Origin of the sequence: Rhodobacter sp. NSM, from assembly GCF_052244495.1 — a bacterium.
Taxonomy (GTDB): domain Bacteria; phylum Pseudomonadota; class Alphaproteobacteria; order Rhodobacterales; family Rhodobacteraceae; genus Cereibacter_A.
The window spans coordinates 139,628-154,207 of record NZ_JBQPXH010000001.1; the positions used below are offsets into that span (position 1 = coordinate 139,628).

Sequence of the window (14,580 nt, forward strand, 5' to 3'; positions counted from 1 at the left end):
CAAGAAATGCGCGCTGCGGCATGTCTTGTCAAATGACCGAAACCGCTTGTCCTTCATCGCAGGCGACGAAGGAACTCCCGCAACACCCGTTCCAGTTTCGCCGCTCCGAGGGGAGCCATGGCCTTGGTGTGTTCGTGGCTGATGGCCTCGTCGGAGAGGCCCGCGCCCATGTTGGTGATCGTCGAGATGGCGGCGGCCTTCATGCCGAAGAAGCGGGCGAGGATGACCTCGGGTACCGTCGACATGCCGACCGCATCGGCGCCCAGCATCTTCGCCATGCGGATCTCGGCAGGCGTCTCGAAGGAGGGGCCCGAGAACCAGGCGTAGATGCCTTCTCCAAGCTCCACCTGCGCCGTCTCGGCCGCCGACCGCAGCCGGTCGCGCAGGCCCGCGTCATAGGCTTCGGTCATCGGAACGAAGCGCGCGTCGGAGGTCTCTCCGATCAGCGGGTTCGCGCCCGAGAGGTTCAGGTGGTCCGAGAGCAGCATCAGGCTTCCCGGCGGCAGGTCCGGTCGCAGGCTGCCGGCGGCGTTCGTCGCGATCAGCGCCTCGGCCCCCAGCTGCTTCAGCACCGCAAGCGGCACGCGCATCGCCGCCGGATTGCCGCTCTCGTAATAGTGGGCGCGCCCGCCGAAGACCGCGACCCGCACGCCCTCGAGCTGTCCCACGACCAGCTTCGGATTGTGGCCCGAGACGCCCGCATGGGGGAAGCCCGTCAGCTCGTCATAGGGCAGCGCCACGCCCTCGACCGCCTCCGCCAGATGGCCCAGGCCCGAGCCGAGAACGAGGCCCAGCCGCACCGGCTCGTGTCCGGCCCGGGACCGGATCAGGCTCGCGAGCATGTCGACCGGCATCTCAGCGTTCCTTCACATAGGGTTGGCCGCCCGCGCGCGGCGGGATCGCCTTGCCGACGAAGCCTGCCAGGATGATGACGGTGAGGATGTAGGGCAGCGCCTGCATGAACTGCACCGGGATCGGCAGCTCCCAGATGCTCAGCTTCTGGTAGCGGTTCGCGATCGCCTCGAGCAGCCCGAAGAGCATGGTCGCGCCGAGCGCCTGCCACGGCCTCCACTTGGCGAAGATCAGGGCCGCAAGGGCGATGTAGCCGCGTCCGGCGGTCATCTCCTTGACGAAGCCCGCCGAGAGGCTGCAGGCGAGATAGGCGCCGGCAAGCCCCGTCAGCAGACCGCAGATCGCCACCGCGGCATAACGGATCCCCACGACCGAGACGCCCGCCGTATCGACCGCGGCCGGGTTCTCGCCCACCGCGCGCAGCCTCAGCCCGAACCGCGTGCGGTAGAGCAGCCACCAGGACAGCGGCACCATGAGGAAGGCCACATAGACCAGCGCGGTATGGCCCGAGATGAGCTCGTGGTAGATCGGGCCGATCACGGGCACGTCCCGCAGCTCGGGTGCGAAGGGCAGGGTGATCGGCGTGAAGCGCGCCGCCCCTTCCAGCGAAGGCGTGCGCCCCCCGAGCGCGAACCAGTACTGTCCCAGCAGAACGGTCAGCCCGGAGGCGAGGAAGTTGATCGCGACGCCCGAAATGAGCTGGTTGCCGCGGAAGGTGATCGAGGCGAGCCCATGGATCGCCGACATCAGCAGCGAAGCCACGATCCCGGCCATGAGGCCCAGCCAGACCGAGCCGGTGACGAAGGCCACCGCCGCCGAAAGGAAGGCCGCCGAGAGCATCTTGCCCTCGAGCCCGATGTCGAAGATGCCGGCCCTCTCGGAGAAGAGGCCGGCGAGGCAGGCCAGCAACAGCGGCGTCCCCAGCCGGATCATCGAGTCGAGGATCTGGATCAGCGTCGGCAGGTCCATCACCGGGTCCCCTTCCGCAGGCGCAGGAACAGCGCCTCGACCGGCTGGCGCACCATGTTGTCGAGCGCGCCGGTGAAGAGGATCACGAGCGCCTGGATGACGGTGATCAGTTCCCGCGGGATCGAGGTCCAGAGCGCGAGTTCGGCCCCGCCCTGATAGAGGAAGCCGAAGAGCAGCGCGGCGAGAAGGACACCGAAGGGATGCGAGCGGCCCATCAGGGCGACGGCGATGCCGATGAAGCCTGCCCCCTCGACCGAGTTCAGCACCAGCCGCTCGGCCTCGCCCATGACGTTGTTGATCGCCATGAGCCCGGCCAGCGCGCCCGAGATCAGCATGGCCAGCATGGTGATGCGCACCGGCGAGATCCCGGCATAGACCGCGGCCTTCTCGGACTTGCCGAAGGCGCGGATCTCGTAGCCGAGGCGCGTCCTCCAGATCAGCGCCCAGACGAGGACGCAGGCGGCGATCGCGATCAGGAGGGTGATGTTGGCGGGGGTCGTCGTCGAGAAGGGGATGCCGATGGCGGTCAGCATGTCGCCCACGCCCGGCAGGTTCGTTGCCGCGGGAAAGCGGGCCGTCGCCGGATCCATGCTGCCGGTCGGCCGCAGGACGTTGACGAGGACGTAGTTCAGCAGCGAGGCGGCGATGAAGTTGAACATGATCGTCGTGATGACGATGTGGCTGCCGCGCCTGGCCTGCAGCCAGGCGGGCAGGGCGGCCCAGAGCGCGCCGAAGGCCGCCCCCATGGCGGCCGCGCCGATCAGGGCCAGCGACCAGTGCGGCCAGGGCACGAAGAGGCAGGCCAGCGCCACCCCGAGCCCGCCCAGCGTCGCCTGTCCCTCTCCGCCGATGTTGAAGAGGCTCGCATGGAAGGCCACCGCCACGGCAAGGCCGGTGAAGATGAAGTTCGTGGCATAGTAGAGCGTGTAGCCCCAGCCATAGCTGGAGCCGAGCGCCCCCGTCACCATGAGCTTCATCGCCTCCCACGGGCTCTCGCCGATGGCGAGGATCACGACCGACGAGATGGCGAAGGCCACGACCAGCGAGATCAGCGGCACGAGGAGCGCATCGGCCCAGCCCGGCATCCTCTCCATCAGGCGGCCCCCCTCGTCCCGTCCATGCCGGCCATCAGCAGGCCCAGCTCGCGCTCATCGGTCGTCTTCGGGTCGCGGAAGCCCATGATCCGGCCGTCGAACATGACCGCGATGCGGTCGGAGAGGTTCAGGATCTCGTCGAGCTCCACACTGACCAGAAGGATGGCCTTGCCCGCATCGCGGAGCGCCACGATCTGCTTGTGGATGAATTCGATTGCCCCGATGTCCACGCCGCGCGTCGGCTGGCCGATCAGCAGCAGGTCCGGGTTGCGCTCGATCTCGCGGGCGACGATCAGCTTCTGCTGGTTGCCCCCCGAGAAGCTCTTGCCCGCCAGCGCCGGGATCGGCGGGCGCACGTCGAAGCGCGCCATCTTTCCCGCGCAGTCCGATCTGATCGCCCCGTTGTCCATGAAGAGCCTGCCGGAGTTGTATTCCGGCGCGTCCTGATAGCCGAAGGCTACGTTTTCCCAGGCTGCGAAGTCGAGGATCATGCCGAGATGCTGCCGGTCCTCGGGCACATGCGCCACCCCCGCCTCGCGCCGCGTGCGGCCGTTGCAGCTTCGCCCCGAAAGGTCCAGATCCCGCCCGTTCAGCAGCACGCGGCCGGTGCCATGGGCGATCCCGCCCAGCACCTCGAGCAGTTCCGACTGCCCGTTGCCCGCCACGCCCGCGATGCCGAGGATCTCGCCCGCGCGGAGCTCGAGGCTCACGCCCTTCAGCCGCTCGACGCCGTGGCCGTCGCGCACCCGCAGGTCCTCGACCTCGAGCACGGTGCGCCCCGGCGCGGCCGGCGCCTTGTCCACGTGCAGAAGCACCTTGCGCCCGACCATCAATTCCGCCAGCTCCTCGGGGCTCGTCTCGGCGGTGCGCACCGTCGCCACCATCTCGCCCCGGCGCATCACGCTCACCTCGTCGGTGACCTCCATGATCTCGCGGAGCTTGTGGGTGATGAGGATGATCGTCTTGCCCTGGTCCTTCAGCCCCTCGAGAATGCGGAACAGATGGTCGGCCTCGGCAGGGGTCAGCACGCCCGTCGGCTCGTCGAGGATCAGGATGTCGGCGTGGCGATAGAGCGCCTTCAGGATCTCCACCCGTTGCTGGTGGCCGACCGAGAGATCCTCGACCAGCGCGTCGGGATCGACCTCGAGGTCGTAGTCCTGCGCGAGCCGCGTCAACTCCTGCCGCGCCCGTGCAAGCGAGGGGCGTAGCAGCGCGCCTTCCTCGGCGCCGAGGATCACGTTCTCGAGCACGGTGAAGTTCGGGACCAGCTTGAAGTGCTGGAACACCATCCCGATGCCGGCGCGGATCGCGCTCTGGCTGTCGGGGATGGGGGTCGGCTTGCCGCCGATCAGGATCTCGCCCTCGTCGGCGCGGTAGAAGCCGTAGAGGATCGACATGAGCGTGGACTTGCCGGCGCCGTTCTCGCCGATGATGCCATGGATCGTGCCGCGGGCGACGCGGACGCGGATGTCGCGGTTCGCCTGCACCGGGCCGAAGGCCTTCGAGATCCCGCGCAGCTCGATGGCGGGGGGAAGGGCGGCCGCATCGGGCCGCCCCTGTGCCTGCCTCCCGGCCATTCAGAAGGTCGCGGCCGGGCAGGCGTTGTCGGCCATGTAGTCGTGCACCTCGATCTCGCCCGACTTGATCTTCGCGGCCGCGTCATCGACGGCCGTCTTCATCTCCTCGGTGACGAGCGACGCATTGTTCTCGTCGAGCGCATAGCCCACGCCGTCGCCCGCGAGATCCGCGACGACGGTGCCGGTCTCGAGATCGGCGCCCGCCTTGAAGGCGTCATAGACGGTGTTGTCCACGCGCTTGATCATCGAGGTCAGCACCTTGCCCGGATGCAGGTGGTTCTGGTTGCTGTCCACCCCGATCGACAGGATGTCCTCGTCCGCCGCCGCCTGCAGCACGCCGAGCCCGGTCGAGCCTGCGGCGGCATAGATCACGTCGGCCCCCTGCGAGATCTGCGACTTGGCCAGTTCCGCCCCCTTCACCGGGTCGGCCCAGGCGGCCGGCGTCGTGCCGGTCATGTTGATGATGACATTGCCGTCCGGCTTCACGGCCTTGAAGCCCTCCGCATAGCCGCAGGCGAACTTGCGGATCAGCGGGATGTCCATGCCGCCCACGAAGCCGACGGTATCCGACTTCGACGCCATGGCCGCCATCATGCCCACGAGATAGGAGCCCTGGTGTTCGGAGAAGACCACCGAGCGGACGTTGGGCTGCTCCACCACCGCGTCGACGATGGCGAACTTCGTGTCGGGATAATCGGGCGCCACCTTGTCCAGAACCTCGCCGAAGGCGAAGCCGGTCATCACGATCGGGTTCGCACCGGTCTCGGCCAGCCGCCGCAGCGCCTGTTCGCGCTGCGCCTCGGACTGCATCTCGAGTTCCTTGTAGCTGCCGCCCGTCTCCTCCTTCCAGCGCTGCGCGCCGTTGAAGGCCGCCTCGTTGAAGGACTTGTCGAACTTCCCGCCGAGGTCGAAGATCAGCGCCGGATCGGCCAGCGCCGCCCCTGCGGTCAGCGCTAGGGCCGCGGCGGTGCCGGCAAGGGTCTTGGTGAGGGTCATGGAGCTCTCCCGGTTGTCATGTGCGCGGCCGGCTCTTTTCCCGTCCGGTCGCGGCAGGTCCGGGGTCAATCTAGGGCCGAAGGGCGGAACCGGGTCAACAGGATTCTGTGAGGCGGGCAGGGCGCTTCCGCGCGCCCTTGCCCATGCCGCAGCGTCAGTCGAGCGTGCGGCTCATCACGAGGGCGTCGAGCGGACGGCCCTCCGCCGTGCGGTAGTAGCCGCGGCGGCGGCCTGCCTCGGCAAAGCCCGCGGCCGTGTAGAGCGCGATCGCCGCCGCGTTGTCGGCCGCCACCTCGAGAAAGGCGCTTTCGGCGCCGCGCGCCCCGGCGGCCCGGAGGAATGCCGCCGTCAGCCGCGCCCCGAGACCCCTTCGCCGCGCCTCCGGCGCCACGGCGAGGGTCAGGATCTCGGCCTCTCCGGCGACGGCACGACCCATGAGGAACCCCTGAGGCTCGGCCGGATGCAGCGCCCCGGCGGCAGGGTCCGGCCGCGGCTCGACGAGCAGAAAGACCGAAGGTTCCTTGAGCAGGGTCCGGAAGTCGCCGGCCGACCAGGGTCGCGGGGTGACGAAGACGCGGCCGTGGAGGGCTGCCAGCGCATGCGGGGCGTGCAGGGCCGCAGGATCTGCCAGAAGCGTCACAGCAGCACTGGCGGCGGATCGGCCGCGGGCGCGGCATCAGCGCCGCGCAGGTAGAAGGGTGCCGGACGCGGCTGCGCCTGTCCGAGCTTCTCGCGCGCCACCCGCGCGATCCCCTCGGCCAGAGGACAGGACGGCGCCACCACGTCGGCGAAGGCCGCGCCGCCCACCTGCCGGGGCGAGACCACCTGCAGGCCACCGCGCAGGGCGAGACGGGCGGGCGCATCGCCATCTCGAAGGTAGACCTGATCCCGGCGGGCATCCTCGATCACGGCCACCGGTGCTGGCAGCCCGAAGGCCAGCGCCTCGAACCGCGAGATGCCGATCGCCGGCCGTCCAACCGCGAGCGCAAGGCCCCGCGCCGCGGCCACCGCGATCCGGACGCCGGTGAAGTTGCCGGGTCCCGTTCCGACCGCCAGCGCATCGAGGTCGCCCCAGCCGATCCCGCCTTCTGACAGCAGCTCCTCGAGCAGCGGCATCAGGCGTTCCGCCTGGCCCTTCTCCATCGGCTCTTCGCGGAGGGCCACCAGCCGGTCACCGCAAAGCAACGCGGCCGCGCAATGCGCGGCCGAGGTGTCGAAGGCCAGGATCTTCGGCTCAGGCCGCAACCGGGCGGACCTCCAGCACTTCCGGAATGTAGTGCCGCAGGAGGTTCTCGATCCCCATCTTCAGCGTCAGGGTCGAAGAGGGGCACCCTGCGCAGGCCCCCTGCATGTGCAGATAGACGATGCCGCGGTCGAAGCCGTGGAAGGTGATGTCGCCGCCGTCCTGCGCCACCGCAGGGCGCACCCGCGTGTCGAGCAGCTCCTTGATCTGGCGCACGATCTCTTCATCCGGCCCATCGTGGGTCGCGTGGCCCGAGGCGGCCTGCTCTCCCTCGAGCACCGGGGCGCCCGATTGGTAGTGCTCCATGATCGCGCCGAGGATGCCGGGCTTGATGTGGTCCCAGGCAACCTCGTCCTCCTTGGTCACGGCGACGAAATCGGTTCCGAAGAAGACCGACGACACGCCGCCGGCGGCGAAGATGCGCCGCGCGAGGGGTGAGCTTTCCGCAGCCTCGCGGGACGCGAAATCGGCGGTGCCCGCCTCCAGCACCATCTGGCCGGGCAGGAACTTCAGCGTCGCCGGGTTCGGCGTGGATTCGGTCTGGATGAACATTGGGCAGCCTCCGCGATCAGGCCCCGATATGCGCTTCCCGACCTGTTAAGTCAAGAATTGCACCGGAAAGGATCCGTCGCTTCTGCCTTCACTCTTGTTCAAGTATCCCGGGGGTCCGGGGGCAGAGCCCCCGGCCGCCGACGCTGTCGACCATCAGGTGATCGCTTCCAGACGCTCCTTCGACATCTCGCCCGGAACGATGGTGATCGGGATCGGAAGGTTGCCGGAGTTGCGGCTCATCTGCGTCACGAGGGGGCCCGGTCCGGCCTTGTCGGGCGAGGCGCCGAGCACGAGGACCCCGATGGCCGGATCCTCCTTCACCTGCGCGAGGATCTCCTGCACCGGATCGCCCTCGCGGATCACGAGTTCGGGATCGATGCCCTGACGGTCGCGCATCCACTTGGCGAACACCTCGAAATGCGCCTCGATCCGCTCGCGCGCCTCGGTCCGCATCAGATCCGAGACGCCCATCCAGTGCTGGTATTCCTCCGGCGGAATGATCGACAGGATCTGCACGCCCGCGCCGGTATGGGCCGCGCGCAGGGCCGCGAAGCGCATCGCGTTGAGGCACTCGCGGCTGTCGTCCAGAACGACAAGGAACTTGCGCATCATGTCCTCCCTGACCGACGGATCATGGCGAAGCCCGCCCGGGGTGGCAAGGCTCAGCCGGCGGAATGGGCCCAGTCCCAGTAGAGTTGCCGCACCAGGCGGGTCACGGGACCCACCTGATAGGCGGTGTCGTCAAATCCGGTCACCGGCGTCACCTTGGCGAAGTTCCCCGAGAGGAAGACCTCGTCCGCGGCATGGAAGTCCTCGAAGGTCAGCACGGTCTCGACCACGTCCACCCCGTCGGCGCGGAGGTTGGCGATGTGGCGCGCCCGGGTGATGCCGGACAGGAATGTGCCGTTCGCCACGGGCGTGAAGACCACCCCGTCCTTCACCATGAAGACGTTCGCCGTCGCCGTCTCGGCCACATTGCCCATGGCATCGGCCACGAGCGCATTGCCGAAGCCCTTGGACTTCGCCTCGACCAGCATCCGCGCATTGTTGGGATAGAGGCAGCCGGCCTTGGCGTTGCAGACGTTGTCCTCGAGCACCGGGCGGCGGAACCGGGTGCGGGTGAGCGTCGTGGTGACTTCCGGCGCCGGCATCGCCACCTCCTCGAGGCAGAGCGCGAAGCCCGTCGAGCCCTGCTTCGGAGCCACGCCGAGCTCCGAGCCGTCGAGCGCCCAGTACATCGGGCGGATGTAGACCGCCTGCCCGCGGCCGTAGGGCTTCAGCCCCTCGCGCACAATCGCCACCATCTCCTCGGTGGACACCGTGGGCGTGATCATCAGCGCCTCGGCAGACCGGTTCACGCGGGCGCAGTGCGCCTCGAGGTCCGGCGCCACCCCTTCGAACGAGCGCGCTCCGTCGAAGACCGAGGATCCCTGCCAGATGCCATGGTCGGCCGCGCGCATGACCGGGATGTCGCCCTCGTGCCAGCTGCCCTCGAAGAAGGTGCGGATGTTCCTGCCGAATGCCATCGTGATCTCCTGCCTTTCGCGGCGCCACTTAATCACCAGGCGCAGGCAGGGTCCAGACGGTGCGCTGCCTCAGGCGGCCTCGGCCAGAAGGGCGGACAGGTCGAGCCGGCCGTTGGACATCGCAAGCGCGCCGTCGGCGTCCCTCGGCCAGTCGGCGGGATCCCGGTCGCGGTAGAGTTCGACCCCGTTGCCGTCCGGGTCGCGCAGGTAGACCGCTTCGGACACGCCATGATCGGCCGCACCCTCGAGCTGGATGCCGGCATCCAGCACCCGGCGCAGGGCCGCCCCGAGGGAGGCGCGGTCGGGAAAGAGGATCGCGGTGTGATAGAGGCCGGTCGTGCCCGGTGCAGGCGGATGGCCGCCGAGGCTCTCCCAGGTGTTGAGGCCGATGTGGTGATGGTAGCCGCCGGCCGAAAGGAAGGCGGCGCGGCTGCCGAACTTCTGCTGAAGCTCGAAGCCGAGCACGCCCGTGTAGAAGGCGATGGCGCGGTCGAGGTCGGCCACCTTCAGATGGACGTGGCCGATGCGGGTATCCGGGGGAAGGGACATGGGAAACCTCCTGAAACTGCGGATGAGATAGGCGCATCGCGGATGCGGCGACAGGCTCAGGCGCGCACAGTGACTGAGCGAAAACCGGCGGGATGCCGCGGCCTGAAGCGCGTGATGTGGCGATCACGCACGGGATCGGCGGAATTACTCCTCGGAAAGGATTCGTGAGTTGCCCGGACGGCGGCCCGCCACCACCTTGGCCGCAGGGCGCGGCCGCGAGTCGCAGCCTGCAATAAAAAGACAATGAGCAGGACTATTTCGATGCAGAAGCTGAACCTCCGGAGGCGGGGGATCCTGTCGGCCGCGGCGGCGGCTTTCGCGGGCCTCGCCCTCGCGGGCGGTGTACGCGAGGCCGAGGCGGCGCGACAGGAGCCCGACGACTGGCGCAACCATTTCTCCACCCTCGAACACGGCGCGATCCTCGCCGATTTGCGGCAGCGGGTCGTGATCTTCTGGTCCGAGGATGGTGCCGTGCAGCGGCGCTATCCGACGGCCGTGCCCGCGGCGCGCGAGTTCTCGCGTCTGGGCGGGACCCGCGTCATCCGCAAGGTCGAGGGTCCGACGTGGCGTCCGACGCCTCTCATGCGCGAGCGCGATCCGGCCCTGCCCGCGAGCCTGCCCCCGGGGCCGGGCAACCCGTTCGGCAGCCACGCGCTGTATCTCGAGTGGGATCACTACCGCATCCACGGCACGGACGATCCGTCCCGCGTCGGAAGCACGCTGGCCCATGGCTGCATTGGCCTCGCGAACGCGCATATCGCCGAACTTTTCGGCCTCGCGACGATCGGCACGCAGGTCCGGCTGGTCTGACCGGCCGGCCTGCTGCCGGAACGTACCTCCGGCGCGATCCCGCGGGCGCGGGTTCGCCGCGGCCCGGTGTGTCAGGAGGCGCGCGAGACGCGCCAGCGCCGGTGGATCCAGAACCACTGATCGAGATGGTCGCGCACCACGGCTTCCAAGGAGTCGTTCAGCGCCTGCGTCATCTCTTCGGCCGTGCTGTGCGGAATGGGTGCATCGACGCGGATGTCGAAGTCGAGGCCGTTCTGCGCGCGGATCGCATAGACGGGCACCAGCGGCGCATCGTATTTCAGCGCCAGTTCTGCGGCCGAGAGCGCGGTGCGCGCCGGATGGCCGAAGAACTGCAGGATTGCGCCGCTGCGCATGTGAACGTCGATCAGCAGGCCCAGCATCCCGCCGCCGCGCAGGTGGCGGAGCATTCCGGCCAGCCCTGCCTTTCCGCGTGGAAAGACCGGCCCCCCGATCGCGGCCATCGCCTGCACGTAGTGGTCGTTGAAATAGCGGTTGTTCATCGGCCGGTAGAGCCCGCCGATGCGGAACCCTCTGGCGAGCAAGGCCGCGCGGCTCGCGTCGTAATTGCCGAAGTGCCCCGTCACGAGGACGACCGGTCTGCCGGCCGCATGGGCCGCCTCGAGTGTCACGAGGCCGGGGCCGGTGAGCGGATTGCGGGCGGCGCGCGCGACGAAATCCGGCCCCGAGTAGGATTCGATGACAGCCCGGCCGACGTTCTCCGGCACCTTGCGCATGAGGCGCCGGACCTCGCCTGGGGGAAGCTCGGGGAGGATGCGGGAAAGGTTGTCCCGCACCCGGCGATCCCAGCCGGCAAGCGGGGCGATGATACGCGACATGACCCAGCCGCAGAGCGGGACGCGCCACCGATAGGGCAGGAGGAGAAGGGCGCCGATGAGGGCGCGCAGCAGTCGGTCCTGTGCCCAGGCGGCGGGTCCGGTTCGTCTCGAAGCCATGGTCTCCGCGGCGACAGCCGCCGTTGTTCGTTGCGCCAGACATAGAGGCGCCGCCGCCGAACCTCAAGAAGACGGGATCGCTCAGCACACCGCGCGCTGTCGGCGGCCTGTCTCACCAGGGCATTGCCGGTTGGAATGGCTCAGTCGCCTTCCTCCTCGACCGTGAGCACAAGCTCGCCCGCCGCCTCGAGTTGCCGGATGCCCGCCACGATGGAGTTCATCGCCTCCTCGGTCTCCTTGTCCTTCACCTGACCGCGCGCGGCCGCATCCTCGCGCAACGCCTGCGCCAGCCTCTGGGACATGTTCGAAAGCAGGAATTCCACCGCCTCTGTCAGGTCCGGCCGCGTGGAGGCGGCGGCAATGACCGTGACCAACCGTGACTGGTCCACCGCGCGGGCGATCTTCGGAATGTCGCGGGCGAGCACGCGCCTCGGGACATGCTCGAAGGTGAAGATCGCCTTCCTGACCTGTTCGGCAAAGGCGGAGTCGGTCTCCTCCAGCCCCTTGAGAACCTCGTCGCGCGTGAGCGCCGCGGAGACGTTCAGGATCGCGCCCACCCGTTCGACCGGAGTAGCCGTGAAGGCGCGGGGCGGTTCGGCGTCGAGCTGGGCCAGAAGCGAGAGGCCGATGCGGCGCACCGTCTCCGGCTCGACCGAGCCTGTCATCGAGACGGCATACGCGACTCTGCGCGCCTTCTCGCCTGGCAGCTTGCCCAGCAGGTCGGCCGCCTTCGGCACCGGCAGCTTCGACAGCATCACCGCCGCCACTTCGACGCTCTCTTCCTCCAGCACCTTCAGGAGCGACTCGGCGGGCATCCCGGTCAAACGCTCCCATGGATCGCCCTTGATGCCGGCCTGGCGACGCAGCCGTGTGGCGGCTGCGGGGCTGATGTGGCCGTCCATGACGGCCAGCGCGCCGTCGAGGCCGCCTGGGAAGGAAAGTCCGACCGCTTCGAGTTCGCCGAGGAATTCCTCGACAACGGCGGTCATGGTGGCACGGTCGATGGTGCGCATCCGCGACATCTGCTCGGCCAGACCCTCCTGCATGTCGTCGGGCAGGGCGGTGAGCGGCAAGGGCGCACCTTCGGCCAGCAGAAGCCGGACGATGATGGCCGCCTTTTCGCGGCGGGAGAGGGCGCGCGGTTCGCCCTCGTCCCTTTCCATGGGAACGGCCCGCTGAACCGGGCGTATCCGTGCCAGAGCCTGTGCCATGCTGCCCCGAATCGCTGTCTCTACCGGGGCAGGATGGCGCGCGGGCGGTTAACGGCGCCTTAGCCGGTCACGGTGGTGCAGGCTTTCGCCACCGGGTCGTAGACCTGACCGTCGCCGCAGACGGAGGCGGTGGTCTGGTGCTTCATCGGGCAATCCGCCATCGCCAGCGCGGGGGCCGCGATGAGGGCGAGGGTCGTGAGGGTCAGCTTCGTCATTCGGTCCTCCTGTGGGGTTGGATGGCAAAGTCCGTCTCAATCGCACGGTGAAGAGGCTAACATGATTCGCCCCGCAGCGAGAGGCTGCGGGGCGTCACGCACGCGTGAGGCGATCAGGCGCCGAAGACTCGGGCGAAGATCGTGTCGACGTGCTTCAGGTGATAGCCGAGGTCGAACTTCTCCTCGATCTCGGCGGGCGAGAGCGCGGCGGTGACTTCCGGGTCGGCGAGCAGTTCTTCCTTGAAGTCCTTGCCCTGTTCCCAGACCTTCATCGCGTTGCGCTGCACGAGGCGGTAGCTGTCCTCGCGGCTCACCCCTGCCTGCGTCAGCGCCAGCAGCACGCGCTGGCTCATCACGAGGCCCCGGAACTTGTTCATGTTCTTCAACATGTTCTCGGGGTAGACCACGAGTTTCTCGATCACGCCGGCCAGGCGGTGCAGCGCGAAGTCCAGCGTGATCGTGGCATCGGGGCCGATCGCGCGCTCGACCGAGGAATGCGAGATGTCGCGCTCGTGCCAGAGGGCCACGTTCTCCATCGCGGGCACCACCGCCATGCGGACGAGGCGGGCGAGGCCGGTCAGGTTTTCGGTCAGCACGGGGTTGCGCTTGTGCGGCATGGCCGACGAGCCCTTCTGGCCGGGCGAGAAGAACTCCTCGGCCTCCAGCACCTCGGTGCGCTGCATGTGGCGGATCTCGATGGCGACGTTCTCGATCGACGAGGCGATGACGCCCAGCGTGGCGAAGAACATCGCGTGGCGGTCGCGCGGGATGACCTGGGTCGAGATCGTCTCGGGCACCAGCCCGAGCTTGGCGCAGACATGCTCCTCCACCGCCGGGTCGATGTTGGCGAAGGTGCCGACCGCGCCCGAGATCGCGCCCGTCGCCACTTCGGCGCGGGCATTCACCAGCCGGGTGCGGTTGCGCGCCATCTCGGCGTAGAAGCGGGCGAAGGTCAGGCCCATGGTGGTGGGCTCGGCGTGGATGCCGTGGCTGCGGCCGATGCGGACGGTGTCCTTGTGCTCGTGGGCGCGGGCCTTCAGCGCGGCGAGCACACGGTCGAGGCCTGCGAGAAGCAGGTCGGCTGCGCGCACCAGCTGGATGTTCAGCGTGGTGTCGAGCACGTCCGAGGACGTCATGCCCTGATGCACGAAGCGCGCCTCGTCGGCGCCGACGATTTCCGCCAGATGGGTCAGGAAGGCGATCACGTCGTGCTTCGTCACCGCCTCGATCTCGTCGATGCGGGCCACGTCGAAGGTGGCCTCGGCCGCCTTCCAGACCGCCTCGGCATTGGCCTTCGGGATCACGCCGAGCGCTGCCTGCGCGTCGCAGGCATGGGCCTCGATCTCGAACCAGATGCGGAACTTCGTTTCCGGCGACCAGATGGCCACCATGTCGGGGCGGGAATAACGCGGGATCATCGGCCTCTCCTTCTAGCGGCGGGGTCGCCTTAGCGCCGGGCGCCGGTGCTGGCAAGGCTCGCACGTCGGAGAAGCGGAGAAGGCGGCTTATGCCCGGCGGCGGCGCGGTCTGGCCGCGCCGGGCACCCGGACCCTTCGCTGATCCATGCCGCGGCACCTGCCGGCAAGGCGGCGCGGCGTTCCGACAGCGGTGGGCAGATGCCGCGAGAGCGGGCCGGTCAGAGCGGCTCGGCGTCGCGATAAAGCTCCCATTCCTCGAGGGTGCGGCCGTCGGGAAGGTGGCAGTAGCCCGATCTGCCTGTGCCTTCGGTGCGGATCTCGAGCCGGCCCCCCTGTCGTCCGCAATAGACCGATGCCGGGTTGGCCATCCCGGGGCGGTGCAGGTCCGTCCCTCCGGCGGAGGGCGCAGGATCGGGATCGCCGCCGCCACAGGCGGGCAGGGCAAGAAGCAGAAGGATAGGCAGTTTCGGGATGTTCATGGAAAGGGCTTTCGGCAGATGCGGAGGTGTCCGGAACGGCAAGGGCGATCTTCGCCTCGGCATCGACCGGCCGCAAGCGCGGAAGGCGTCGCCCCGCGTGGGACGACGCCTCCTGCGCAGGAAGGCGCGCGCGACG

Annotated in this window: 17 protein-coding genes; 1 reads left to right on the forward strand and 16 read right to left on the reverse strand. The window is 68.8% G+C overall.

The window, feature by feature from the left end:
* Window positions 1-53: 53 nt before the first annotated feature.
* The 11 genes from ACTVZP_RS00625 to ACTVZP_RS00675 all read right to left on the reverse strand — a co-directional run bounded on the left by ACTVZP_RS00625 (window position 54) and on the right by ACTVZP_RS00675 (window position 9,358).
* Complete coding sequence (locus ACTVZP_RS00625) at window positions 54-854, reverse strand: purine-nucleoside phosphorylase (protein WP_443210131.1); 801 nt, start codon at window positions 852-854, stop codon at window positions 54-56.
* A gap of 1 nt (window position 855) precedes the next feature.
* Window positions 856-1,821 carry an ABC transporter permease gene (locus tag ACTVZP_RS00630; protein ID WP_443210132.1) on the reverse strand — a complete coding sequence of 322 codons (966 nt, stop codon included), beginning with the start codon at window positions 1,819-1,821 and terminating at the stop codon, window positions 856-858.
* Entirely contained in the window at window positions 1,821-2,915 is a 1,095-nt protein-coding gene (locus tag ACTVZP_RS00635; protein ID WP_443210133.1) for an ABC transporter permease, read from the reverse strand. Before ACTVZP_RS00635 ends, ACTVZP_RS00630 begins: the two co-directional genes overlap by 1 nt.
* Window positions 2,915-4,492 (reverse strand): ABC transporter ATP-binding protein, encoded by a 1,578-nt coding sequence (locus tag ACTVZP_RS00640; protein ID WP_443210134.1) that lies wholly within the window; start codon window positions 4,490-4,492, stop codon window positions 2,915-2,917. The genes ACTVZP_RS00635 and ACTVZP_RS00640 overlap by 1 nt, the downstream gene beginning before the upstream one ends.
* A complete protein-coding gene (locus tag ACTVZP_RS00645; RefSeq protein WP_443210135.1) occupies window positions 4,493-5,488 on the reverse strand; it encodes a BMP family lipoprotein in 996 nt (331 codons plus the stop codon).
* 154 nt (window positions 5,489-5,642) lie between these two features.
* Window positions 5,643-6,128: a GNAT family N-acetyltransferase gene (locus tag ACTVZP_RS00650; RefSeq protein ID WP_443210136.1), complete on the reverse strand. Its 486-nt coding sequence runs from the start codon at window positions 6,126-6,128 to the stop codon at window positions 5,643-5,645.
* Window positions 6,125-6,733 (reverse strand): tRNA (adenosine(37)-N6)-threonylcarbamoyltransferase complex dimerization subunit type 1 TsaB, encoded by a 609-nt coding sequence (tsaB, locus tag ACTVZP_RS00655; protein WP_443210137.1) that lies wholly within the window; start codon window positions 6,731-6,733, stop codon window positions 6,125-6,127. The genes ACTVZP_RS00650 and tsaB overlap by 4 nt, the downstream gene beginning before the upstream one ends.
* Window positions 6,723-7,283, reverse strand: coding sequence for a NifU family protein (locus ACTVZP_RS00660; protein ID WP_443210138.1), 561 nt, complete (start codon window positions 7,281-7,283; stop codon window positions 6,723-6,725). Before ACTVZP_RS00660 ends, tsaB begins: the two co-directional genes overlap by 11 nt.
* Before the next feature lie 153 nt (window positions 7,284-7,436).
* On the reverse strand, window positions 7,437-7,892 hold the full coding sequence (locus ACTVZP_RS00665) for a universal stress protein (protein WP_443210139.1): 456 nt from the start codon (window positions 7,890-7,892) through the stop codon (window positions 7,437-7,439).
* A gap of 53 nt (window positions 7,893-7,945) precedes the next feature.
* Window positions 7,946-8,809, reverse strand: a complete 864-nt coding sequence (locus tag ACTVZP_RS00670; RefSeq protein WP_443210140.1) for a branched-chain amino acid aminotransferase — start codon at window positions 8,807-8,809, stop codon at window positions 7,946-7,948.
* A 69-nt stretch (window positions 8,810-8,878) separates the two neighbouring features.
* Window positions 8,879-9,358: a VOC family protein gene (locus ACTVZP_RS00675; RefSeq protein ID WP_443210141.1), complete on the reverse strand. Its 480-nt coding sequence runs from the start codon at window positions 9,356-9,358 to the stop codon at window positions 8,879-8,881.
* A 261-nt stretch (window positions 9,359-9,619) separates the two neighbouring features.
* Here ACTVZP_RS00675 and ACTVZP_RS00680 point away from each other — a divergent pair, with 261 nt between their 5' ends.
* Window positions 9,620-10,168 (forward strand): L,D-transpeptidase, encoded by a 549-nt coding sequence (locus tag ACTVZP_RS00680; RefSeq protein WP_443210886.1) that lies wholly within the window; start codon window positions 9,620-9,622, stop codon window positions 10,166-10,168.
* Between the two features lie 71 nt (window positions 10,169-10,239).
* On the opposite strand, the gene ACTVZP_RS00685 is transcribed toward ACTVZP_RS00680, so the two are convergent.
* The 5 genes from ACTVZP_RS00685 to ACTVZP_RS00705 all read right to left on the reverse strand — a co-directional run bounded on the left by ACTVZP_RS00685 (window position 10,240) and on the right by ACTVZP_RS00705 (window position 14,444).
* Window positions 10,240-11,121, reverse strand: coding sequence for a lysophospholipid acyltransferase family protein (locus tag ACTVZP_RS00685; protein ID WP_443210142.1), 882 nt, complete (start codon window positions 11,119-11,121; stop codon window positions 10,240-10,242).
* 140 nt (window positions 11,122-11,261) lie between these two features.
* Window positions 11,262-12,332, reverse strand: a complete 1,071-nt coding sequence (locus ACTVZP_RS00690) for a flagellar motor switch protein FliG (RefSeq protein ID WP_443210144.1) — start codon at window positions 12,330-12,332, stop codon at window positions 11,262-11,264.
* 59 nt (window positions 12,333-12,391) lie between these two features.
* On the reverse strand, window positions 12,392-12,547 hold the full coding sequence (locus ACTVZP_RS00695; protein ID WP_443210145.1) for a hypothetical protein: 156 nt from the start codon (window positions 12,545-12,547) through the stop codon (window positions 12,392-12,394).
* Window positions 12,548-12,660: 113 nt separating this feature from the next.
* Window positions 12,661-13,965, reverse strand: coding sequence for an adenylosuccinate lyase (purB, locus tag ACTVZP_RS00700; RefSeq protein WP_443210146.1), 1,305 nt, complete (start codon window positions 13,963-13,965; stop codon window positions 12,661-12,663).
* Window positions 13,966-14,183: 218 nt separating this feature from the next.
* Window positions 14,184-14,444, reverse strand: coding sequence for a putative hemolysin (locus ACTVZP_RS00705; protein ID WP_443210147.1), 261 nt, complete (start codon window positions 14,442-14,444; stop codon window positions 14,184-14,186).
* Window positions 14,445-14,580: the final 136 nt, after the last annotated feature.